Genomic DNA, 22,003 nt, shown 5'->3' with positions numbered 1-22,003 from the left:
AATCACTTGCAAGGTGGAGCAAACTATATGGGATGGTGGAGTCGACCTAACAAAAAATGGATGCTCGGTATTCCTCTTGGTGGCGTGGTCGCGTTTATCTTAGGCGTGGCTGTGCTTGGTGCTTACCATGGCGTTATGAATTATTCCAACACCAACGACTTCTGTTTTGGATGCCACATTGGAATGGATACGATTGTGGAGGAGTATCAAGAGTCAATACATTACAAAAACTCAAAAGGTGTGATTGCCGCGACATGCAGTGACTGTCACGTTCCGAGAGAGTTTATTCCCAAAATGATCGTTAAAATCACCGCGACAGCGGATATATTCCATAAATTGAAAGGCGATATTACGCTGGAGAACTTTGAGTCAGAACACCGGCCAAGACTTGCGGCGATTGTAACGGAGGAGTTCGTTGCTAATAAGTCTAAGCAATGTAAATACTGTCACCAGGTTGACCGCATGGACTTCGAAGCGCAAGGTCGCACGACGGCTCGTCGACACCAAATGATGGAATCCCGGGATCAATCGTGCATAGATTGTCACGCCGGGATAGCGCACAAATTACCAGAAGATGAGCCAGAAGAAGCCGAAGAAGAAGCCGAAGAAGAAGCCGAAGAAGAAGCAGTTGAAACGACCGCTATGGTTAACTGATTTTTTCTTCATCGGTTCTGACACATATAAAAAGGGCAGCCTAGTGGCCTTGGTCTTTTTCCGCTAGGCTAGCCATCGTTTTAACCATGCCATTAAAAATGAATAAGTGAGCAGGCATCATGGCAAACCAGTAAAGCAGCCCTAGAAAGCCTTGCGGGTGCCACCATGCTGTAATGTCCAGCTCTCGCTCATCGCCTTCATCTTTTATATTGATTTCTAAGCGTCCGAGCCCGGGACCTTTCATACCAAAAAACAGAGATAAGAACTGGTTTTCTTCACATCGGATCACTTTCCACGAGTCAATGAAGTCACCCACTTTGAGCTCCGGTCCGGGAGGGGAGACTCGAACTGGCTTCCCGCCACCAAAAAAGATATCCAGCCACTCTCGTGTACGCCAAAGAATATTCGCAAAGTAGTACCCTTTCTCTTGGCTGCCAATTTTCTGGGTAACTTTCCACAGAGCTTCGGCGGATGCTTTGGTTTTAATGCTGGCTCCGGCTTGCTTGGGAAAGTAGCCATATCCTGGTTGCCAGCGCTTTAATGCCGCGGGTTCAAACCCCCAAACGTTGCTCCGAACAAACGTTCCCTCGTGAGCAATTGCCTCTGTTACCGATTGCTCATAAGTGATCATTTCTTGTGGAAACCGAGTCTCAATCGCGACGGAATCTGCGATGTAATCGTGTTCTAATCCAGCGAGCAACGCCTTGCCAATACTTGATGGAACACAAGTAACAAGCCCCAGCCAGTAAGACGCCATTTTAGGGGTAAGCAGTGGGGTCGACCACAATCGGTATGGTTTACCCGTCACTCGACATATAACGCGAAATTGCTCTCTGTAGCTTAGTGTATCTGGCCCACCGACTTCGTAGATCTTACTTTCCTCCGGTGGTGGTTCTGCTGCAAGGGAGAGTAAGTAATGATTCAGATTAGGCAGAGCTATCGGGTTGGCTTTAGAGTCCACCCATTTTGGTGTGACTAAGACCGGCAGGTTGTAGACGAAGTCACGCATTATTTCAAACGCTGCAGAGCCTGGGCCGATAATCACACCCGCACGTAATTCTGTGACCGGGACACCGGACTGGCGAATGATTTTTCCGGTTGCTTTTCGTGCTGCTAAATGGCGTGAGTTCCCTGTTTGGGGTTGAATTGCACTTAGATAAATGACGTGTTTAACGCGACTTTTTTCTAAGGCGAACTTGAAGTTTAACGCAAGGTTGAGTTCGTATTCGACAAAGTCATCTCCCTGAGCCATGCCGTGTACCAAAAAAAAGACCAAGTCAAAATCATTCACAATAGCTAGCGTCGCTTCAGCGTCAGCTAAATCCAGGTATTTCAGAGTCAGGTTTGGGTGAGGGCGGGATCTTGATTCTAAATAATCGATATGTCGCGCTGCCGCAGTGACGCTGTAACCTTTATCTAGTAAAAGAGGAAGAAGTTGAGAGCCTATGTATCCAGACGCGCCAAGTACCAACACCTTTTTCATTCTTTGTCCTTTTTTTTGTTGGTGGAATTATCACCACTAGGTATAATCATGAGACACTTTTCCATTTCTTTCAATAAGTTGTCGTTGGAGTGCTCGTGTCTTTTTTTTCTCAACTCTTGATTCACGCCGATAAGGCATTTTTACGTCGTTTGTTTTCGATAGCGCTTCCAATCACTCTTCAGAGCATTATGTTTTCCAGCCGCAGTCTGGTCGATGTATTGATGCTCGGCCAGCTTGGTGAAGCTGAAATTGCCGCCGTTGGAGTGGCCGCTCGAGCCACGTTTGTCACTACCATTATGCTAGTCGGTGTCACGACTGGTGGGGCCTTGTTGACCGCTCAATATTGGGGTGCCGGGGACAAAGCGGGCGTAAGGGAAAGTACATCTCTTACTTGGGTGATATCAATGGTGTTTGCGGCGATGGCCGTTCTCTTGTTTGTACTCTTTCCTGCTCCCATCATGAGTCTAACCACCGATTCTCAACAGGTTATTGATCTTGGGGCAAACTATCTAGTGGTTTCGTCTGCAAGTATGTTTGCTGTGGCTTGCGTTGCCAGTATGGCCGTGGGCTTGCGAGCAATGCACCAGCCGGGCTTAAGCACCTTCTTTAGTGGTATTGGTATAGTTTCGAACGTGTTGCTGAACTGGGTGTTGATTTTCGGTCACTTAGGCTTTCCTGCACTTGGTATTACCGGAGCTGCCATCGCGACAGTCATTAGCGGCGCTATCGAAGTGGGCTGTTTATTTGGTTATTTATGGGCTAAGAAACATATTCTAGCGTTTGGATGGAATGATATCCAAGCGGGATTAGTGTTGGAAAATATCACGCGCTTTCTGAGCCTGTCATTACCAACGACGTTTAACTTTCTGGCATGGGCTGGTGGGTTATTTGTTTACCACGCGATTATGGGACAAGCAGGCGTTCAAGGCTTAGCGGCTCTCTCTGTAATGACCCCCGTTGAATCAATAGCCTTGGCAATGATGATAGGGTTGTCGAATGCTGCAGCAGTTTTGGTGGGCAACCAGTTAGGCGCAAAGAACTTTGAACCCGTTTACTATCAAGCCTGGGCGACGCTGATTTTGAATCTGATCATTGCAGTGATGGTTGCCTTAATACTGTTGGTTTCAAACCAGTGGATACTGAATGCGTTTAGCGCTTTGTCGCCAGAAACGCGTCAACTATCAGAGCAATTTATGCTAATTCTGGCCATTGGTGTGGTATTGCGCTCCATTCCTATGATGGTCATTATAGGTGTTTTGCGTGCGGGCGGTGATGTTAAATTCTGCTTGTATCAGGACTTGATAGCACAGTGGGTTATTGGTATTCCACTTGCTGCCTTTGCCGCTATTCACCTTGGTTGGGAGCCGCAATGGGTGTACTTACTCTTTCTGACGGAGGAGGTGGTGAAGTGGGCGATTTCCTTACCACGTGTGAGAAGTAAAAAGTGGATGAAAAACCTAATTGGGAAATGATTATACAAAGGGAGAAATAGACCATTAGCGACAGGAAATTTCTTTTAATTTCAATAAAAATAGTTTGAGAAGTTGAGTCGAGTTGCATTTGCGGTTTGATAATGTGATCTAGTATTCAAAATACTTCCTACAGGACCGATTTTAGTGTAGATTCTTATCCCAATTTTAAATACCTGTTGAGCGGCTATATTAATGTTAAGACTGTCAGACCTATGTAAAGGCTATGTAGATGGGGGAGAGTTTCACCCAGTTTTGCAAGGGGCAGAATTAACATTACAACGCGGTGAGCAAGTTGCTCTGATGGGTGAGAGTGGTTCAGGTAAAAGTACCTTACTTAATTTGATTGCTGGGCTGGACACGGTGGATTCCGGAGAAATTCAGTTTGTTGGTTTTTCGATGCATGATGCTCCAGAGCGTTTAAGAACACTTTATCGCAGAAATAATATTGGCAATATTTTCCAGCAATTTAACCTTCTTCCTACTCTAAACATTGCGGATAACATTCGTTTTTGTCGCCAACTAAAAGGTTTACCTGAAGATCAAGGTTTGTGGCGTCAGATTCTCTCTGCACTTGATTTGATGCCTCTTCTTGGCCGTTATCCTGAAGAAGTCTCTGGTGGTCAGCAACAACGCGCAGCGATTGCACGAGCACTTTATATGGAACCACAAATTCTCTTGGCCGATGAGCCTACCGGAAGTTTGGATGAACGAAACGCCGAAGCGGTGATGCGTTTATTAACTTCACTAGCACGCCAACTGAATTGCACATTGTTGTTGGTGACCCATAGTGAGAAGGTAGCTGGCCATATGGAAGGTAAAATCCGACTTCAAGGGGGGCAACTGCATGTTATGGCCCGTAGTTAAGGCACTACTCGGTCATTACCGTCGTTACCCATTGCAAATTATTCTCGTCTGGTTAGGTTTAACTTTAGGCGTATCCCTTCTGGTTGGTGTTACCTCCATTAACCAGCATGCGAAACAGAGCTACACAACTGGTGAGAGGCTTTTCTCCAACCCGTTACCATACCGAATCAGTACCAAGCACTCCGCCAATAAAGTTCCTCAGGGTTTCTATATCCAACTGCGACGAGCAGGCTTTAATCAATGTGCCCCGTTTGATGTGATCCATTTAGACGCTAAATCAGATATGAATCTGATGTTGGTCGGTATTGACCCTGTTGCGATGATTCCTCTTCAGCAAGGAAAGTCATTAGGGGAAATGCCGATTCTGTCCATAATGAAGCCTCCTTATCCTATCCTGACCAGTCAAGACTTGGCTTCTTACATGGGCTGGCAAAATGGTGACTTTATTGAGATGAGGGACGGCAGCCGTCTGGGCCCGATTCAAGTAGACCAAAATGGTCTGCTTTCGGGATCGAGGCTAATAACTGATATCTCTTTACTTCGCATGTTGAAACGCAGCTCTGGCTTGTCTTCGATTTTGTGTGGTGAAATGTCAGAAGAGAAGTTGTCAGCACTGAAAAAAATGCTACCTAATGGTATGACGCTGACTCATAACACGCGCAACGAATTAGAGTCTTTGACTAAAGCATTTCATATGAACTTAACGGCGATGGGAATGCTGTCGTTTTTAGTCGGGCTATTTATCTTTTATCAAGCCATGTCTTTGTCGCTGATTCAGCGACAACGCTTAGTCGGGATTTTACGCCAAGCAGGTGTCAGTGGAACTCAGCTTGCACAAGCCTTATTACTTGAACTGTCTATTCTCGTGACGGTAGCTTGGGCCTGTGGCAACTTTTTGGGTGTAATACTCGCAAATGAGCTGATTCCAACAGTATCGGCAAGTTTAAGTGATTTGTATGACGCGAACGTTGGTTTGTCTATCGGTTGGTCATGGAAATCGAGCATATACAGCTTAATCATGTCAGCGATGGGGGCTCTAATTTCTTGTTTGTGGCCGCTGATACGTCTGCTTAAATCACAACCTATTCGATTGTCATCCCGTCTTTCCCTCATGCGTTTTGCTGGCCGAGAGTTCTCTTGGCAAGCGTTGGCTGCATGTGCTTTCTGTGTTGCTGCGGTAGCCGTATACCAAGCGCCAAAAACGCAGGAGATAGGCTTTACTATTGTCGCGCTGATGATGTTAAGTGTCGCCCTGCTAATGCCATTTATTATGTGGCACGTATTTCAGAGTTTTTCTTATTCGCTACGTTGGGTACGAGTCAGGTGGTTCTTCGCAGATGCTGCGGCGAGTATGAGTTACCGTGGAGTCGCAAGTATGGCATTTATGCTTGCACTTGCTGCAAATATTGGTGTTGAAACTATGGTTGGTAGTTTTAGAGATACGACCGACAAATGGCTTAGCCAACGTTTGGCTGCGGACATCTATATTTACCCGAACAACAATAATGCGGCACGTATTAGCGGCTGGTTGCAGCAGCAACCTGAAGTGAAGTCTGTGTGGTGGCGCTGGGAAAAAGATCTACCCACTGATCAGGGCGTTCTTCAGGTTGTGAGTACCGGTGCTTCTGAAGGGGAACTCGATTCCTTAACGGTTAAGCTAGGTGTACCTAGTTACTGGTATCAGCTACATCATGGAAAAAGTGTGATGGTGAGCGAGTCGATGGCGTTAAAGCTCGATATTCGACCTGGTGATGTTATTGACCTTCATGCTCCGCTTGGTGAAGGGTGGCAAGTCGCGGGTGTCTATTATGATTATGGTAACCCCTATAACCAAGTGATGATGTCACATCGAAATTGGCTGTATGCTTTTGCAGGAACGGGTAACGTGGGGCTTGGCGTTGTCCTTGAAGGTAAAGTGGATGGTGAAGGGCTGAAAAACAGGCTAGAAAACGTGTTCCGCTTATCGCAGGACCGCATTTTTGATGGCAGTAATATTTATAACCAAGCAATGCGCGTTTTTGATCATACGTTTGCTATCGCAGGTACGCTGGGTAACATTACTCTTATCATCGCGGTTTTCGGTTTGTTCTTTGCGACACTGGCAGGTGAACTATCTCGACAGCGTCACTTCGCACTACTTAGATGTATGGGCGTTTCCGGCAAAGAGCTTGTTTTACTCGGTGGCTTACAGCTCTTTGCGTTTGGGGCTATATCAGCGCTGATCGCTGTGCCTCTGGGTTTAGCTCTGGCTCATGTGATTGTGGATATTATTATCAGACAATCTTTTGGTTGGTCACTGGAGTTACAGACAATCCCGTGGGAATACGCTAAGACGCTTGCTTGGGCAATGCTGGCTATCATGGCTGCAGGTGCTTTGCCTGTCATTAGAATGATCAAAAGTACACCAATGAAGTCATTGAGGGATGCGTTGTAGTGGCAAAAAAGAATTCCAAAAAGCGCTTCTTAGCAGCAATATTGTTTATTACGGCAGTGGTAGTGATGCTAGGTTCTCTGTACTCGCTGTTTTGGTCAGAAGACACGGTCACTCAGGAAACTGAGATTAACTCGATACTGACCAGAGAGAATAACACTATCTTTGAACCTGTTTTGCCTGATGAACATGTTTCACTGCCAGCCGATTTTAGGTTTCATCCCAAATACCAGCACGAATGGTGGAATTACTTCGCTAAGCTGCAAGATGAGAACGGTGGGGTTTATAACGTTCAGTGGAGCTATTTTAGAGTAGCGACAGATGAACGTGAAACGAGAGGTTGGCAAAATCCACAGCTATATATCTCACACATCGTCATTAGCCATGGTTCCAAGGTGTGGAAAGAGCAACGTGTTGCGCGAGGTGGCATAGGCCAGGCTGGGATGCAAAATCGTCCATTTAGTTTATGGATTGACAATTGGAACTGGCGCTCGCTTGGCACGACTCCTTTCCCTGGTAAGCTGATTGTTGCGACGGATGAATTCAGCGTTGACCTTAATACACAAACAAATGGCCCTTTCGTTGTTAATGGCGACAGAGGCTTTCAAGTGAAGCATACCTTGCAGTCGGTTGCCTCTTTTAGCTTTAGTGCGCCTTTTCTTAATGTGAAAGGTAATTTGAATATAGATGGACAACGGGTTCCGGTATCGGGAACTGCTTGGACTCAAAAAGAGTGGGGCAGCGGTTTAATCGGTGAAGGGCAACAAGGTTGGGACTGGTTCACGTTCAACTTGGATGATGGCAGAGCGTTGACTGTAAGCAGATATCGTCATCACGGTCAAATGCCTCATATATTTGGCACCTTATCAACACGTTCGGGTAAAGTGATTAACCTGTCAGAGACAGAGATCACGATTAAACCGATACAAGTAACCAGCTTATCGAACGGAAAACGGCTGCCATTACAATGGGTTATCAATGTGCCAGAATACGACATTGATCTGACGACACATGTCGTTAACACCAATATGTGGCTCCCTTTTGTTATCCCTTATTGGGAAGGGCCTACATTAGCATCAGGCTCTAACGAGGCATGGGGATTTATGCAATTAACTGGCTATTAGTTTTTAGCTAGCTACTATCTGTTTTTATTTATAAAGCCACCCTTGAGGTGGCTTTTTTGTTCCTGTACCTTGATATAAATATGATGATTCTCCGTGTTTATCATAAGTATTTTAATCATGTTATGCTGAATTGTGAGTAATACTGATTAATAAATAGCAAAGAGTTGGTTTGTAATTAGTTGTAATGACCATAAAGTTAACGTTGGAAAATACGATGTTTTGCGAACCAATTATCGGAAATAACGAAGTTTATACTCTGAACAAGCGATTATTCTAAAGTTTCTTACAGCTATAAACTCATATCATTCTTTGTCGATCGTTTATTAAGATAATAAATATAAGGGTTAATGTATGAACGATGCCATTCGTGACTTTTTCAAAATGGAATCCGCAGGAGGTATTCTTCTCGTAATTGCTGCAGTGATTGCGATGACCATTGCCAACACACCTCTGGGCGAAAATTATCAATCTTTTCTGCATACTTATGTTTTAGGTATGTCTGTATCTCACTGGATCAATGACGGCCTAATGGCTGTGTTTTTCTTATTAATTGGCCTTGAGGTTAAACGAGAGTTACTTGAAGGTGCGTTGAAATCAAAAGAAACAGCGATCTTCCCTGCGATTGCAGCGGTAGGTGGTATGTTGGCACCCGCTCTTATTTATGTTGCGTTTAATGCGGGTGACGCCGAAGCGGTTTCAGGCTGGGCAATTCCAGCGGCAACGGATATTGCGTTTGCATTGGGTATTATGGCGCTCCTGGGTAAACGAGTCCCAGTAAGTCTAAAAGTATTCCTGCTCGCTTTGGCGATCATCGATGACTTAGGTGTTGTGGTTATCATTGCTCTGTTCTATACGGGCGATCTATCTACAATGGCACTGTTAGTTGGCTTTGCCATGACTGGTTTACTGTTCTTGTTGAACGCTAAGAAGGTGACCAAACTAACACCATATATGATTGTGGGTGCTATCCTTTGGTTTGCTGTTCTTAAGTCGGGTGTTCATGCGACGCTTGCTGGTGTGGTAATCGGTTTTGCTATCCCGCTTCAAGGTAAGCCGGGCGAGCATTCACCGCTGAAACACATGGAGCACGCGCTTCATCCATACGTGGCGTTTGGTATTCTTCCACTGTTTGCATTTGCAAACGCTGGTATTTCGTTACAAGGCGTGTCTCTATCTGGATTAACTTCAATGCTGCCATTGGGTATCGCGCTTGGCTTGTTGTTGGGTAAGCCACTTGGTATTTTTTCCTTCAGCTGGGCGGCAGTGAAACTGGGCGTGGCGAAGCTACCTGAAGGTATTAGTTTCAAACATATCTTCGCGGTCTCTGTGCTTTGTGGTATTGGCTTTACTATGTCTATCTTTATCTCGTCACTCGCATTCGGAAATGTGAGCCCAGAGTTCGATACTTACGCAAGACTAGGTATTTTAATGGGGTCAACGACAGCAGCGATAATTGGTTACGTGCTACTGCATCTATCTTTGCCAAAAAAGAAACAAGCATAAACACTTAAGCACATGAAAAACCTCCCAGACGGGAGGTTTTTTATATCTGTATGGCCGTAAAATGAAATGAAGTTACAGAGCAAAAGTTACAGGCGAAAAAAAGCCCAGTCGAAAAATTGACTGGGCGGATACAAACATAGGAGTTAATAAGAAAAAAGCAGCAACGTAACAATCAGATGGAAAAGTTTGACGGCCAGTGAAACTTAAAATGCCCTAGTTGTTACATATATTCAGACCGAGCTTTTCCCAAACAGTTCCATTTTTTTGAAAAATATTTTCCCAATACATAGCGAATTTTGACGTAACAATTTAACTCATTGTATCTATGGACAATATAACCAGGAGTTTATCACCTGCAATCCACTGAGCTGCTTGAGTTCTCCCCATGTAAACTGTGATCGCACCGAAATTACTCTGTTTAAAATTTATCTTGTTTAAACGTTGAGTGTTTTTATTGAAAGAATAAATCTTGAAAATGTGATGTTAATCGTTTGTTAATCTCGGTGTTGGCGGTATATTTTAAACAGTTGTTTAATACGAGTGATTAAAATGGCCCCAAGAACTTCAACAAAAGAAAAAATACTCAATGTCGCAGAAGGGTTGTTTGCAGAGTATGGGTTCAATGATACATCACTGAGAACCATTACTGGCAGAGCGAATGTAAACCTTGCATCAGTCAATTACCATTTTGGTGATAAAAAGACACTGGTTAGGGCGGTTTTAGACCGATACCTAGAAGCGCTGATGCCGAGTATCAAGACCTCTCTAGTCGAACTGAATACGCGCGATAATTATACGATGGAAGAAGTGTTTGAATCGCTGAGATTGCCTCTAGCTACACTTAATGAAGTAAGACCAAATGGTACAGCGTTGTTTATGCTACTGCTGGGCCGCGGTTACACGGATGTGCAGGGACATTTACGTTGGTTCATCACCACTCGTTACGACGAAGTATTGAAGTTATTTACTACCTCTATCATGAAAGCGAATCCAGAGCTAACGGAAGAGCTACTATTCTGGCGATTACATTTCACGCTCGGAACTTGCGTTTTCACGATGGCATCTAGTCAAGCGCTGCTAGAGCTTGCAGAAAGTAAATTCGATCAAGAAGTCGATATTAAGTCTGTAGTCGATTTGTTAATTCCTTACTTGTCAGCAGGTATGTCAGCGAAGTAAATGACTTAAACAAGTAAGCTGTTAGGTAAACCAATAATAAATTATGCCGTAAGGTGACGTGAACAAAAGGATCTGAACAATGAGCTCTCTACGAAGAAAATGGATTAGTGACCCAGCATTTAAGATGTTTAAAAAAGTACTACCTCCGTTGTCCAGCACGGAAAAAGAAGCAATGGAAGCAGGTAGTGTTTGGTGGGATGCAGAGCTATTTTCCGGCAAACCAAACTTTAAAACGCTGCACCAATACCCAACTCCGAAGTTAACAGCAGAAGAGCAATCCTTTATGGACAATGAGCTCGTAACGCTACTCGATATGCTTGACGATCAAAAGATCGTCAAAGAAGACCGAGACTTATCTCCAGAAGTGTGGGAATTCTTACGTAAAGAGCGTTTCTTCTCTCTGATTATTTCTAAAGAATATGGCGGTCGCGAGTTTTCTTCACATGCTAACTCGACGATTGTTTCGAGCATTGCGACTCGAAGCATCAGTGCGGCTGTATCGGTAATGGTACCAAACTCATTGGGTCCAGGTGAGCTTCTTTCTCATTATGGTACACAAGAGCAAAAAGATTACTGGTTGCCTCGTCTTGCTGACGGTACCGATATTCCATGTTTCGCGCTTACAGGTCCTGAAGCAGGTTCTGATGCGGGCGGTATTCCAGATCAGGGTGTCGTTTGTTATGGCAAGCATAATGGTGAAGAAGTGCTGGGTGTTCGCCTTAGCTGGAACAAGCGTTACATTACTCTAGCGCCTGTAGCGACGGTTTTAGGTCTGGCATTCAAACTACAGGATCCTGAAGGTCTACTAGGTGACAAGAAAGATATTGGTATCACTTGTGCTCTGATTCCTGCCGATCACGAAGGTGTTGAAATTGGTGAACGTCACGACCCACTAGGTTCTGCATTTATGAATGGTCCAACTCGTGGTGAAGATGTCTTTATTCCAATGGATTGGTTGATTGGTGGTGCGGATTACGCAGGTAAAGGCTGGCGTATGCTGGTTGAATGTTTGTCGGCTGGTCGCGGTATTTCACTGCCAGCGCTTGGTGCCGCTATCGGACACCTAACAACCAGAACAACCGGCGCGTATGCATACGTGCGTAAACAGTTCGGCATGTCTATCGGTAAATTCGAAGGTGTAGCAGAAGCAATGGGCCGTATCGGTGGCTTAACCTACCTTCTTGAAGCGACGCGCACACTGACAACTACTTCGTTAGACATGAAAGAAAAGCCGGGTATCGTCACAGCTATTGCTAAATATCATATGACCGAGATAGCACGTACGCTTCTTAATGACTCGTTTGATATTCACGCTGGCCGCGCAATCCAAGATGGCCCGATGAACTACCTGGCGAAGCATTACGTGGGTATTCCAGTTGCGATTACCGTTGAAGGTGCAAACATTCTGACGCGTAACCTGATGATCTTTGGTCAAGGTGCGACTCGTTGTCATCCATACGTACTAAAAGAGATGGAAGCGGCAGCGAACCCTGATGCAGAGCAAGGTGCGAAAGAGTTTGATGAACTGCTGTTCAAACATATTAAGCACGCTACAGGAAACACATTTGGCGCATTGGGTGCCGCACTAACAGGTTCTCGCTTTATCAAAGCAGAAATGAGCGGTCCAACTAAGAAGTACTACAAAGACATCACGCGTCTAAGCCGAGATCTTGCTGTGAGCGCAGACTTCGCTATGTTGACACTCGGTGGCGATCTGAAGCGTAAAGAGATGATCTCTGCACGTTTAGGTGATGGCTTAAGCTTCCTGTACATGGCATCAGCAGCACTTAAGAAGTACGAAGATGAAGGCCGTCAGCAAGGCGATTTGGACTTCGTTCACTATGCAGTGCAGCACTGTTTGTACAACGCAGCTAAATCACTAAACGAAGCGTATACAAACTTTCCAGTGAAATACGTTGGTGGAGTGCTTAAAGGGCTTTTATTCCCACTCGGTAACCATTTCAACAAGCCTAGTGATGAATTGAGCATGCGTATTGCAGAGGCAATGATGACTCCGGGTGCACAGCGTGATCGTTTAACTCATCTATGCTACATAGGCAAAGCTGAAGATGACAATATCGGTTTAATGGAAAAAGCTTTCCTTGCGATGTACGATATCAAACCTTTAGAGCGTAAGCTTATTAAGGGCGTTAAAGATGGTAAAGTCGCTCGTAAAGGTCTGTTGAATGACCGTTTGCAACAAGCACTCGAGGCTGACGTTTTAACTCAGGAAGAAGTCGATAAGATTAAAGCAGCGGACAAACTGCGCTACAAAGCGATTCAAGTAGACCATTTCAGCCATGACTTTTCGGAACTTCGTACCGACGCGCCAAAAAAGTCACATCTGAATTCAGCCGCTTAACAAGCGAATAGAGATATCGATAAAAGCACCTCTTTGAGGTGCTTTTTTGTTTCGCTCGCTCAAAAATAACAACAGAGTGCTCCAACCACTTGCATTTTCGAAGCATTTTTACAGAAATTAGATGCGAACTCGAAGCGAAACTTTTATCCTTACAAGGTTTTTTAAAGGAAGTTGAATATGATCATCAAACCTAGAATTCGTGGATTTATCTGTACTACTACGCACCCTGTTGGTTGTGAAGCTAATGTAAAAGAACAAATTGCTTACACTAAAGCGCAAGGCCCAATTAAAAACGCACCAAAACGCGTTCTTGTTGTGGGTGCATCAAGTGGCTACGGTCTATCTTCTCGTATCGCTGCGGCATTTGGTGGCGGTGCATCAACTATCGGTGTGTTCTTTGAAAAAGAAGGCACAGAGAAGAAGCCAGGCACTGCAGGTTTCTACAACGCTGCCGCTTTCGAAAAATTGGCGCGTGAAGAAGGCCTATACGCGAAAAGCCTGAACGGCGATGCTTTCTCAAACGAAGCAAAAGAGAAAACAATCGAGCTGATCAAACAAGACCTTGGTCAGATTGATATGGTGGTTTACTCACTGGCTTCTCCAGTACGTAAATTGCCAGAGACGGGTGAACTGATTCGTTCATCTCTAAAACCAATCGGTGAAACTTACACTTCTACAGCGGTTGATACCAACAAAGACGTGCTCATCGAAGCAAGTGTTGAGCCTGCAACAGAAGAAGAGATCAAAGACACAGTAACCGTAATGGGCGGTGAAGACTGGGAACTTTGGATCAACGCACTGTCTGAAGCTGGTGTACTGGCTGAAGGTTGTAAGACTGTAGCATACAGCTACATCGGTACTGAGCTAACTTGGCCAATCTACTGGGATGGTGCGCTAGGTAAAGCGAAAATGGACCTGGACCGCGCAGCAACAGCACTTAACGAGAAGCTAGCAGAAACAGGCGGCAGCGCGAACGTTGCGGTTCTTAAATCTGTTGTAACTCAGGCAAGTTCTGCAATTCCTGTAATGCCACTGTACATTGCAATGGTGTTCAAGAAGATGCGTGAAGAAGGCGTACACGAAGGTTGTATGGAGCAAATCTACCGCATGTTCAGCCAACGTCTTTATAAAGAAGATGGCTCTGCGGCAGAAGTGGACGACATGAACCGTCTACGTCTAGATGACTGGGAACTTCGTGAAGACATCCAGCAACACTGTCGTGACCTATGGCCACAAATCACGACTGAAAACCTAAAAGAGCTGACTGACTACGTTGAGTATAAAGAAGAGTTCTTGAAGCTATTCGGCTTTGGTGTTGACGGTGTGGATTACGAAGCAGACGTGAACCCAGCAGTAGAAGCAGATTTCATCCAAATCTAATTGCTATTGTTTAGGTCGTTCCTAATATTTATATAGCAAAAGGCGCTCACTGAGCGCCTTTTTTGTTTTTGAACTTTACCGAATCAACTCAATATGATGAGAATCGTACCCGCCAACGTCATTAAGATGTTCGCAATTGCATACGTGCCAGCATAGCCCAACGCGGGAATTGTTGACTTCGCGTAGTCGTTTACTACATCCATGGCTGGCGCACATGTACGGGCACCAATAATGGCACCAAAAAGCAATGCACGGTTCATTTTAAGTACATAGGCCCCGACGAGATAAGCCAGCGCCACAGGAACTACACTGACAATAAAGGCCAAACCAATTACTTTCGGGCCTACCTGTGTCAGATGTTCAAACATTTTGCCACCAGCGCTGAGGCCAATACCTACCATAAAGAACATCAAACCGAGGTCCTTCACCATATTCAGCGCCCCTTGCGGAACGTAACCGAAAGTAGGGTGGTTGGCACGTAAGAAACCCAGGGTAATACCAGAAAGTAACAAGCCTACTGCATTACCTAAGCTAAATGACACTTGGCCAAATGTCATTGTGATCAAACCGAACATAATGCCCAAGATGAAGAAGCTACAAAATGCCAGTAAGTCTGCCATTTGGCTGTGAATCGAGATGAAACCGATTTTTTCCGCAAGCCCGTGTACTCGGCTTTTTTCACCACTGACCTGAAGAACATCACCTTTGGCAAGCACGATGTCTAAGTCCATTGGCATTTCAATCTGCGCGCGTACTACCCGGTTTAAGAAACAACCAAACTCCGACAAGTTAAGATCGGATAAACGTTTACCAGCTATAGAGTCACTTTTCACCACGATTTCTTCTTCCACAATGCGTAAGTCCAGCAAGTTGCGATCAAAGACTTCTTTGCCGTTGCGGAAGCTGGAATCCAACCGAGCGTGGCTATCCGGGAAACCAACGAGTGCAATCTCATCGCCTTCTTGGAGAATAGCGTCACCATCAGGGTGGGCGAGAATGCCATTGCGGCGAATTCGCTCAATGTAGCAACCAGTTTGTCGGTAGATACCCAGCTCACGCAGGTTTTTACCGTCCGTCCAGTCGATCAGTTCCGGACCTACGCGATAGGCACGAATGATAGGGAGATAGACTTTTCTCTGTCCAGAATTACCGAGCCCACGCTCTTGAGCAATTTGTTGTGCTGAATCAGAAAGGTTCTGTTTCTGTAGCCTTGGCAGCAACTTGGCAAACATGATCATGCTTATCAAGCCAATCAGATAAGCCATTGCATAGCCTACGGATAAATTTTCTAATACCAGTGCAAAATCCATATTACGTGGTATCGTCGCCAAACCTGAGTTCAGCGCGTCTTGTGCCCCCACAAGTACTGGGGTTGCGGTTAATGCGCCCGCCATCATACCTGCTGAAAGCCCAAAATCGAGCCCAAAATAATGGCTTAATCCATAAGTTAAACATACTGCTGAAACCAGTACGGTCATACTTAGAATAAAGTAGTGCTTTCCGTCTCTAAAAAAGATACCAAAGAAGTTAGGGCCTGCTTCAATACCTACGCAGTAGATAAACAGCATAAAGCCAATAGTTAACGCTTCTGCATTAAAAGAGAAGCCTAAGTGGCCCATGATAAGCGAAGTTATGAGAACCCCGATGGAGTTACCTAGTTGTAAGTTACCAAATCGGATTTTTCCGAAGGCAAGGCCGATGGCTAATACGACGAAGATTAGAAGGATAGGGTTTTGTTCGAGAAGATATACTACGTCTATGTTCACTGTGTGGCTCGGTAAAGTGTGTGCCAAGAAAGATTAGAGTGGCGAATTGTAACTAAATATAGCAAAAAGGTAAGTGAATTTTTTTATGTTTTTCCATTAGTTGATTTAGGGGAGTAACCATATGAAAAATAATAAAAAAGCCGCAATAAGAAGCGGCTTTTAGGAAATTATACTTTTTATTACGCTACGTCGAATAGACCTAGGTGCTCTTTCGCGTAAGCTTCAAACTCATCGCAACCACCAATGTGCTCTTGGTCGATGAAAATTTGAGGAACAGTCGCAACTGGTTTGCCTACTGTTTTCTCAAGGTCTGCTTTAGATATGCCTTCAGCATGAATATCAACGTAACGGTAGTTAAAGTCATCACGTTTTGCTTTTAGCGTTTCTGCATGCTCTTTTGCACGAACACAGTAAGGACATGCTGGGCGACCGAAGATAACAACGAACATAATTTTAATTTCTCCTAAATCTATTCTTTATTGAAAGCAGACAAAAACGCGTTGGTTAAGTGGCTCTCTTTCATTTGGCTAACTATGCCCGATCCAAATACGGAAATAAAGTAGCAATTGCCTCTTGGTTTTATAGGTGAAACCTATCGAACAAAAAATCTTCTCATAATTACGATGTGAAGTGGCGCATAAAAGCATATTTTTTATATGGATATTGATAGCAAGGTGGAATTGGTCAACTTTTTTTAATAGAAACCGTAGCAATCTAGTGGGAGTTATTGTTTGTGGGAGGAAATGTATGTTTCAGTTCATGACTGCAACAAGGATTATTTTTGGTGAAGGCGCACTACAGTCTTCGTTATCCATCATTAACCAGTTCGGTTACAGCGTATTGTTAGTCACAGGTCGGGACAGGCAAAGAGCAATACCAATCCTCAATTATCTCAAAGCACAGAGTATGCGTTATCAGCACGTCGCGATTAGTGGTGAGCCTAATATCACAATGGTGGAAGAGACTGCGGTTCTGGGCCGAAAATTTAAGCCAGATATGGTTATTGCTATTGGTGGAGGCAGTGTGCTTGATATGGGTAAAGCGTTAGCGGCTATTATTCCTAATCATGGCAATGTTTATGACTATGTTGAAGTTGTTGGCAGAAATGTACCGCTAAAGGCAAAACCTCTACACTTTATCGCGATTCCAACGACCGCAAGTACGGGGTCTGAAGTGACTCGAAATGCGGTATTAAAATCTGGGCAAGATAAAGTCAAAGTCAGCCTAAGAAGTCCGGATATGCTCGCGGACGTTGCGATTGTCGACCCGACGTTAACTTATGATACTGAACCATACACCTCTGGACGTGGTGCAATGGACGCGTTTACTCATTTGATGGAAGCCTACGTATGTGGTGAACCAAACCCGTTAACGGATATGGTGTGCGAAGAAGGATTGCGTCGGTTAAGTCGATCAGTCATCGCAGGGTGTAAACATAACGACCATAAAGCACGATCTGATTTATCATTTGCGGCTTTGCTAGGTGGTATGGCGATTACTAATGCAAAACTAGGTGCTGCGCATGGTCTGGCTTCCGCTCTTGGAGGCAAGCTTGATGCTCCTCATAGCGTGATAACCGCGCGTTTAGCACCTCATGTTATGCAGGAGAACATCTACGCTGCGAAAAAAGCGGGTAGGACAGATGTGATGAATCGTTATAGAAAGCTTGCTCAGCTTGTTACAGGTCGTACTAATGCGAATGAACATGACGGCGTGCTTTGGGTGAAAATGATACTTGATAAGTTAGAGTTACCCTCACTTGGACAGTTCGGAGTGTGTCAGACTTCTTTTGAGCAGGTGGCGAGCGATGCACTTAAGTCTGTTGCGATAAAGGGTAACCCATTACCTTTAAACCAAGAACGTCTTATCTACATTCTTAAACAAGTCTGTGATTGTAGGGGTAATATCGACGTTGAAAGCGTGCCACGAGTTGGTTCAGTCGAGGTATTAGAAACGTCGAGAACGAATCTGACAAGTGTCGACGAATAAAGCGTTTCTCTTGATGTGCGAAATAAAAAAGGGAGCGAAATAGCTCCCTTTATAACGATAATTAGTATTGGCTTAATTTATCGTAGCGACTGTCTTTTAGCGCGTCTTTCACTCGTTTGAGGTTTTCACGGAAGCCCGAACCTCGACGGAGAGTAAAGCCCGTTGCCAAAACATCAATCACCGTCATCTGTACAACTCGGCTTGCCATTGGCATGTATACGTCCGTATCTTCAGGGATATCAAGCGTAATAGCCAAAGAGCTTGCCTTTTCTAGCGGAGAGTCTTTTGCTGTAATCGCAATAACAGTCGCGCCATTTTCACGAGCAAGGTTCGCAATTTCTACTTGGCTCTTGGTGCGGCCAGTATGAGAGATCAGAACAATCACGTCATTATCACTGCAATTAATACAGCTCATGCGTTGCATGACGATATCTTCAAAGCAAGTGATGGGAATATTGAAGCGAATAAACTTGTTTTGCGCGTCTCGGGCAACGGCAGACGATGCGCCTAATCCAAAGAAAGAAATACGCTTCGCCTGAGTCAGCAAATCGACAGCACGATTAATTTGCATTGCATCTAGGCTGTTTTTCGCCACATCCAAGCAAGCCATCGTGGATTCGAAAATCTTGTGCGTATACGCATCAGGACCGTCATCTTCTTCTACGTTTCGGTTTACGTAAGGCGTACCGTTAGCCAAGCTCTGTGCCAGGTGAAGTTTAAAATCTGGAAAGCCTTTTGTATCCAGGCGACGACAGAAGCGGTTTACAGTGGGTTCACTTACGTCGGCCATTTTAGCTAACGTGGCAATGCTCGAGTGAATAGCAGTTTGTGGAGACGCCATAATTACTTCTGCAACTTTGCGCTCAGATTTACTGAAATTCTCCAGATTTTTTTGAATTTTTTCTAATGTATTCATAGTGTTCACGAGGGTATAGAGAACAACTCGCTGGCTCTGTTAACGGATAGAAAACCAAAGGTTTCCCAGTGGTGAAGAGCGTTAACTAAAACTACCAGCGCCATAGATTCAGTATAAACCTGATCTTTAATTCGGCTAAACCAAATACGGTTACTATTTAGTGAGAATTTGACAAACCTCAAACAAAATTTTCTGAAAACTACAGAAATGAATGTGAAAATGCTGGTTTGTTTCTCAGGTTAGCCAAGAATGATTAGTGAGTTACATCAAAAAGAAAGAAATTTTCAAACTGATGTAACCCGAACTTATCGTCAAGATGCCAAAATCTTAGAAGCCAGTTCTTGGATTTTCGCGTTTAAGTTTGGTGCTTGTTGAGCAATAAGCCTTTGCTCGTCCAAAACAGCATCAAAAATGTCTGTAGAGGTCAGAGGATTTGCAAGTACTACCCGGAAGACGATAGTGCTCAGGCGCTCCCACTGCTCTGGGTTAAGCGTGGTGCGAGAAACAAATGACTTACCAGTTTCACGTTGACGCTTTTGAATAAACTGAGTTAGCTGGTTGATTAACTCATTCAGTTCCTCTTTGTGCGCACCTTGCGCTTGCTCTAGCGCCTCACGGATGTTGGGCGGTAAGTAGCGGTAGGTGAGCAAACATAGTTCTGGCTCAGAAACCAGTTCAAAATCGTCCTGTTTCTTAATTAAATCAGCGAAGTAGCGTGCTTTGTCGATGCTTTGATCGATCAAAAGCTCATAGCCAGGTCGGCTAATAATGTGCATTGCCGCATACACCAACATCGCCATACCAGAACGAGAGCCTTCTAGAGTATGACTGCCTAAATCTTTAGAACCTTTACGCAAGATGTACTGAGCGTGGTGCTCGATGGATCTCATCGCATCAGGATCTTTAAACAGAACCATGCCTGCGCCCATAGGTATATAAAGCTGCTTATGCGCGTCAATCGTTACTGAGTCTGCTAGCTCAACGCCAGTCAGCAGGTGTCGGTGATGATTAGACATCAATGTCGCGCCACCCCATGCTGCATCAACATGAAAATGACAATCGTGCTCCTGACAAACTTCAGCAATCGAAGCGAGAGGATCAACATTACCAGTTTCAGTCGTACCCGCTACACCAATCACTGCAATCGGCTTGATATTTTGCTTCTTGAGGTCGATGATTTTCGCTTTAAGATCATCGACAATAATTCGGTTATTTGCATCCGTTTTTACGGCGATTAGGCCTTCCTGACCCAAGCCCAGTACATCTGCCGCTTTTTTAAGTGAGTAGTGACCACGCTCAGAAACTAAAATAGCTAAGCCTTCATAGCCGTAATGTTTCATGGCTTTGAATAGGCCTTCTTTCTCTACACCTTTAAACTCACCGTTTGCTTTTAATGCCTTATTTCGGGCAACCCAAAGGGCAGTGATGTTCGCGATCGTGCCACCAGAGCAAAATGCACCAAGAGAATGGTTGGCGCTATGCATCCATTGGTCGTAAAAATTATTCGACTGGGCGTAGATTAATCGGTGCAACATGCCCAGTACTTGGCGTTCTAATGGCGTAAACGCTTTCGACGTTTCGATCTTCACCAAGTTTTGGTTCAGGGCAATCATAATTTTAGACAAAGGCATCAAAAAGTAAGGCAGTGCCGATGTCATATGGCCGATAAAGCTTGGAGCTGACGTATGAACCGAGTGCGACACCAACGTGTCTAACAAGTGCTCGGTATGGTCTGATACAAACTCAGGCTGCTCAGGAATCTGAGCAGAAGAAAAGTCTTTCTCTATTTCACGTAAAGGCTTTTCTTCTGCCACGATGTGTTCACGAAGAAATTGATTCAAGTTTCGAGAGAGACCTTCTTCAATTTTTGTTAACGTCGAGTCTGGACCTTCAGGGACAGTGAAGATCTTTAATAAGCTCTCAAAACTAACGTCAGCGGTTTTTTGTTCCTTAACCATAGCAAAGAATCATTTGTAGTAATTTGGGTGATGCGAGCGGCACAATCTAAACCAAAACGGTTTCAAAGTCCCGTTTTAATTATGCAAGGCCATGTTGATGAAATGAAAACCAAGTCATATACCAATAACGTAGAGTAGGCGGTTTCTCAGAGGTCGTATATTAGAAGAGGGCCTTCGTAAGCAATATATAAACGAGTTACGAAGGCTATCTCAGTGCACGTAATACGCTAAGCTTTGTCACTGACTTTTAACCGTCTCTGACAAGGCCTGAAAACCGCAATTATCAGGTTAATTGGGTATCGACGCTATTCACATTGTTGTTTTTCGACCTTCTCAATTGACTGATTGTACTTATTAAGAGCAGAGTCAATTTTCTGAGGGTGGCTTAGCAGATCCGCGAAAGCAGAGCGAAGATCGTAGTTTTTCTCGTGATTGGTTGATTGGCGGTCACTAAATGTTTTTTGTGCAGCCTCACCCAGTTTGTCACTGCGACTTGCCAGTTGCTTGACATCTTGTTGCTCAAGTTTGAGCCATGCCTCGATTGGCTGCTCTGTTGCTACACGACTAGGGTCATTTTTAAGAAAATAATGTACCGCTTCGCGATTGAGCTCGAAGTGATGCTTACGGCCATCTAAGAACCATTGGCTTACTTCATCGAGATCAGGGTATTGATCAACGGTCAAGTCAACAAGATCTTGATACCACTGTAGCGAAGCATCGACATAGCCATCGTACTTATTAGCCAGACATTGCTGATCTGCGGCGAACGTAAAAGTTGAGCTTGTAGCGAGGAGCGCTGCAACGACAAAGCGTTTCATTCTTCTTCCTTCTAATAGTTATTCCTTAATTAACGTTAAATCTCATTCTGCGATGAATGACCCTTAATTCATGTTGGAGCTAAGAGAGTCTTGGGCTGTTGATTCAA

At 44.5% G+C, this 22,003-nt stretch carries 16 protein-coding genes; 10 read left to right on the top strand and 6 right to left on the bottom strand.

Going from position 1 to position 22,003, the window contains the following annotated elements; genetic code table 11:
* Positions 1–27 precede the first annotated feature (27 nt).
* On the top strand, positions 28–654 hold the full coding sequence (locus L3V31_RS07895; RefSeq protein WP_237315538.1) for a NapC/NirT family cytochrome c: 627 nt from the start codon (positions 28–30) through the stop codon (positions 652–654).
* 40 nt (positions 655–694) lie between these two features.
* Here the strand turns inward: L3V31_RS07895 and L3V31_RS07890 are convergent, their stop codons facing one another.
* Positions 695–2,137, bottom strand: a complete 1,443-nt coding sequence (locus L3V31_RS07890) for a DUF2867 domain-containing protein (RefSeq protein WP_237315537.1) — start codon at positions 2,135–2,137, stop codon at positions 695–697.
* A gap of 95 nt (positions 2,138–2,232) precedes the next feature.
* Between L3V31_RS07890 and L3V31_RS07885 the strand changes: the two genes are divergently transcribed.
* The 8 genes from L3V31_RS07885 to fabV all read left to right on the top strand — a co-directional run bounded on the left by L3V31_RS07885 (position 2,233) and on the right by fabV (position 14,449).
* Positions 2,233–3,609, top strand: a complete 1,377-nt coding sequence (locus tag L3V31_RS07885) for an MATE family efflux transporter (RefSeq protein ID WP_237315536.1) — start codon at positions 2,233–2,235, stop codon at positions 3,607–3,609.
* Between the two features lie 192 nt (positions 3,610–3,801).
* Positions 3,802–4,473, top strand: coding sequence for an ABC transporter ATP-binding protein (locus tag L3V31_RS07880; protein WP_237315535.1), 672 nt, complete (start codon positions 3,802–3,804; stop codon positions 4,471–4,473).
* On the top strand, positions 4,454–6,907 hold the full coding sequence (locus tag L3V31_RS07875; RefSeq protein ID WP_237315534.1) for an ABC transporter permease: 2,454 nt from the start codon (positions 4,454–4,456) through the stop codon (positions 6,905–6,907). The genes L3V31_RS07880 and L3V31_RS07875 overlap by 20 nt, the downstream gene beginning before the upstream one ends.
* Positions 6,908–6,972: 65 nt before the next feature.
* Positions 6,973–8,028 carry a lipocalin-like domain-containing protein gene (locus tag L3V31_RS07870; protein ID WP_237315792.1) on the top strand — a complete coding sequence of 352 codons (1,056 nt, stop codon included), beginning with the start codon at positions 6,973–6,975 and terminating at the stop codon, positions 8,026–8,028.
* A gap of 351 nt (positions 8,029–8,379) precedes the next feature.
* On the top strand, positions 8,380–9,531 hold the full coding sequence (gene nhaA, locus L3V31_RS07865) for a Na+/H+ antiporter NhaA (RefSeq protein WP_237315533.1): 1,152 nt from the start codon (positions 8,380–8,382) through the stop codon (positions 9,529–9,531).
* Positions 9,532–10,080: 549 nt separating this feature from the next.
* Complete coding sequence (locus tag L3V31_RS07860; RefSeq protein ID WP_237315532.1) at positions 10,081–10,707, top strand: TetR/AcrR family transcriptional regulator; 627 nt, start codon at positions 10,081–10,083, stop codon at positions 10,705–10,707.
* 79 nt (positions 10,708–10,786) lie between these two features.
* Positions 10,787–13,069 (top strand): acyl-CoA dehydrogenase, encoded by a 2,283-nt coding sequence (locus L3V31_RS07855; protein WP_237315531.1) that lies wholly within the window; start codon positions 10,787–10,789, stop codon positions 13,067–13,069.
* A 177-nt stretch (positions 13,070–13,246) separates the two neighbouring features.
* Positions 13,247–14,449, top strand: coding sequence for an enoyl-ACP reductase FabV (gene fabV / locus L3V31_RS07850; RefSeq protein ID WP_237315530.1), 1,203 nt, complete (start codon positions 13,247–13,249; stop codon positions 14,447–14,449).
* Positions 14,450–14,532: 83 nt separating this feature from the next.
* On the opposite strand, the gene L3V31_RS07845 is transcribed toward fabV, so the two are convergent.
* On the bottom strand, positions 14,533–16,215 hold the full coding sequence (locus L3V31_RS07845) for an aspartate:alanine antiporter (protein ID WP_237315529.1): 1,683 nt from the start codon (positions 16,213–16,215) through the stop codon (positions 14,533–14,535).
* A gap of 179 nt (positions 16,216–16,394) precedes the next feature.
* The gene (locus L3V31_RS07840; protein ID WP_014231567.1) at positions 16,395–16,664 is read right to left on the bottom strand and encodes a GrxA family glutaredoxin; all 270 of its coding nucleotides are present in this window, start codon (positions 16,662–16,664) and stop codon (positions 16,395–16,397) included.
* A gap of 298 nt (positions 16,665–16,962) precedes the next feature.
* Here L3V31_RS07840 and L3V31_RS07835 point away from each other — a divergent pair, with 298 nt between their 5' ends.
* Positions 16,963–18,204: an iron-containing alcohol dehydrogenase gene (locus L3V31_RS07835; protein WP_237315528.1), complete on the top strand. Its 1,242-nt coding sequence runs from the start codon at positions 16,963–16,965 to the stop codon at positions 18,202–18,204.
* Positions 18,205–18,265: 61 nt separating this feature from the next.
* Here L3V31_RS07835 and L3V31_RS07830 read toward each other — a convergent pair whose 3' ends face one another.
* From L3V31_RS07830 to L3V31_RS07820, 3 genes are all read right to left on the bottom strand, one after another.
* Complete coding sequence (locus L3V31_RS07830) at positions 18,266–19,120, bottom strand: MurR/RpiR family transcriptional regulator (RefSeq protein WP_237315527.1); 855 nt, start codon at positions 19,118–19,120, stop codon at positions 18,266–18,268.
* A gap of 311 nt (positions 19,121–19,431) precedes the next feature.
* On the bottom strand, positions 19,432–21,078 hold the full coding sequence (gene panP, locus L3V31_RS07825; RefSeq protein ID WP_237315526.1) for a pyridoxal-dependent aspartate 1-decarboxylase PanP: 1,647 nt from the start codon (positions 21,076–21,078) through the stop codon (positions 19,432–19,434).
* A 305-nt stretch (positions 21,079–21,383) separates the two neighbouring features.
* The gene (locus L3V31_RS07820) at positions 21,384–21,896 is read right to left on the bottom strand and encodes a hypothetical protein (protein ID WP_237315525.1); all 513 of its coding nucleotides are present in this window, start codon (positions 21,894–21,896) and stop codon (positions 21,384–21,386) included.
* Positions 21,897–22,003 lie beyond the last annotated feature (107 nt).

Source organism: Vibrio sp. J1-1, assembly GCF_021728395.1.
In the GTDB taxonomy this organism is placed as follows: domain Bacteria; phylum Pseudomonadota; class Gammaproteobacteria; order Enterobacterales; family Vibrionaceae; genus Vibrio.
The sequence above is the reverse complement of the archived record's forward strand: the minus strand, read 5'-3'. Positions and strand labels throughout refer to the sequence as shown.

Excerpts from the sequence above, each read along its gene's own strand:
- L3V31_RS07895 (WP_237315538.1), top strand. The coding sequence starts at position 28 with ATGGGATGGTGGAGTCGACCTAACAAAAAATGGATGCTCGGTATTCCT.
- L3V31_RS07890 (WP_237315537.1), bottom strand. The coding sequence starts at position 2,137 with ATGAAAAAGGTGTTGGTACTTGGCGCGTCTGGATACATAGGCTCTCAA.
- L3V31_RS07880 (WP_237315535.1), top strand. The coding sequence starts at position 3,802 with ATGTTAAGACTGTCAGACCTATGTAAAGGCTATGTAGATGGGGGAGAG.
- L3V31_RS07875 (WP_237315534.1), top strand. The coding sequence starts at position 4,454 with ATGTTATGGCCCGTAGTTAAGGCACTACTCGGTCATTACCGTCGTTAC.
- L3V31_RS07870 (WP_237315792.1), top strand. The coding sequence starts at position 6,973 with ATGCTAGGTTCTCTGTACTCGCTGTTTTGGTCAGAAGACACGGTCACT.
- nhaA (WP_237315533.1), top strand. The coding sequence starts at position 8,380 with ATGAACGATGCCATTCGTGACTTTTTCAAAATGGAATCCGCAGGAGGT.
- L3V31_RS07860 (WP_237315532.1), top strand. The coding sequence starts at position 10,081 with ATGGCCCCAAGAACTTCAACAAAAGAAAAAATACTCAATGTCGCAGAA.
- L3V31_RS07855 (WP_237315531.1), top strand. The coding sequence starts at position 10,787 with ATGAGCTCTCTACGAAGAAAATGGATTAGTGACCCAGCATTTAAGATG.
- fabV (WP_237315530.1), top strand. The coding sequence starts at position 13,247 with ATGATCATCAAACCTAGAATTCGTGGATTTATCTGTACTACTACGCAC.
- L3V31_RS07840 (WP_014231567.1), bottom strand. The coding sequence starts at position 16,664 with ATGTTCGTTGTTATCTTCGGTCGCCCAGCATGTCCTTACTGTGTTCGT.
- L3V31_RS07835 (WP_237315528.1), top strand. The coding sequence starts at position 16,963 with ATGTTTCAGTTCATGACTGCAACAAGGATTATTTTTGGTGAAGGCGCA.
- L3V31_RS07830 (WP_237315527.1), bottom strand. The coding sequence starts at position 19,120 with ATGAATACATTAGAAAAAATTCAAAAAAATCTGGAGAATTTCAGTAAA.
- panP (WP_237315526.1), bottom strand. The coding sequence starts at position 21,078 with ATGGTTAAGGAACAAAAAACCGCTGACGTTAGTTTTGAGAGCTTATTA.
- L3V31_RS07820 (WP_237315525.1), bottom strand. The coding sequence starts at position 21,896 with ATGAAACGCTTTGTCGTTGCAGCGCTCCTCGCTACAAGCTCAACTTTT.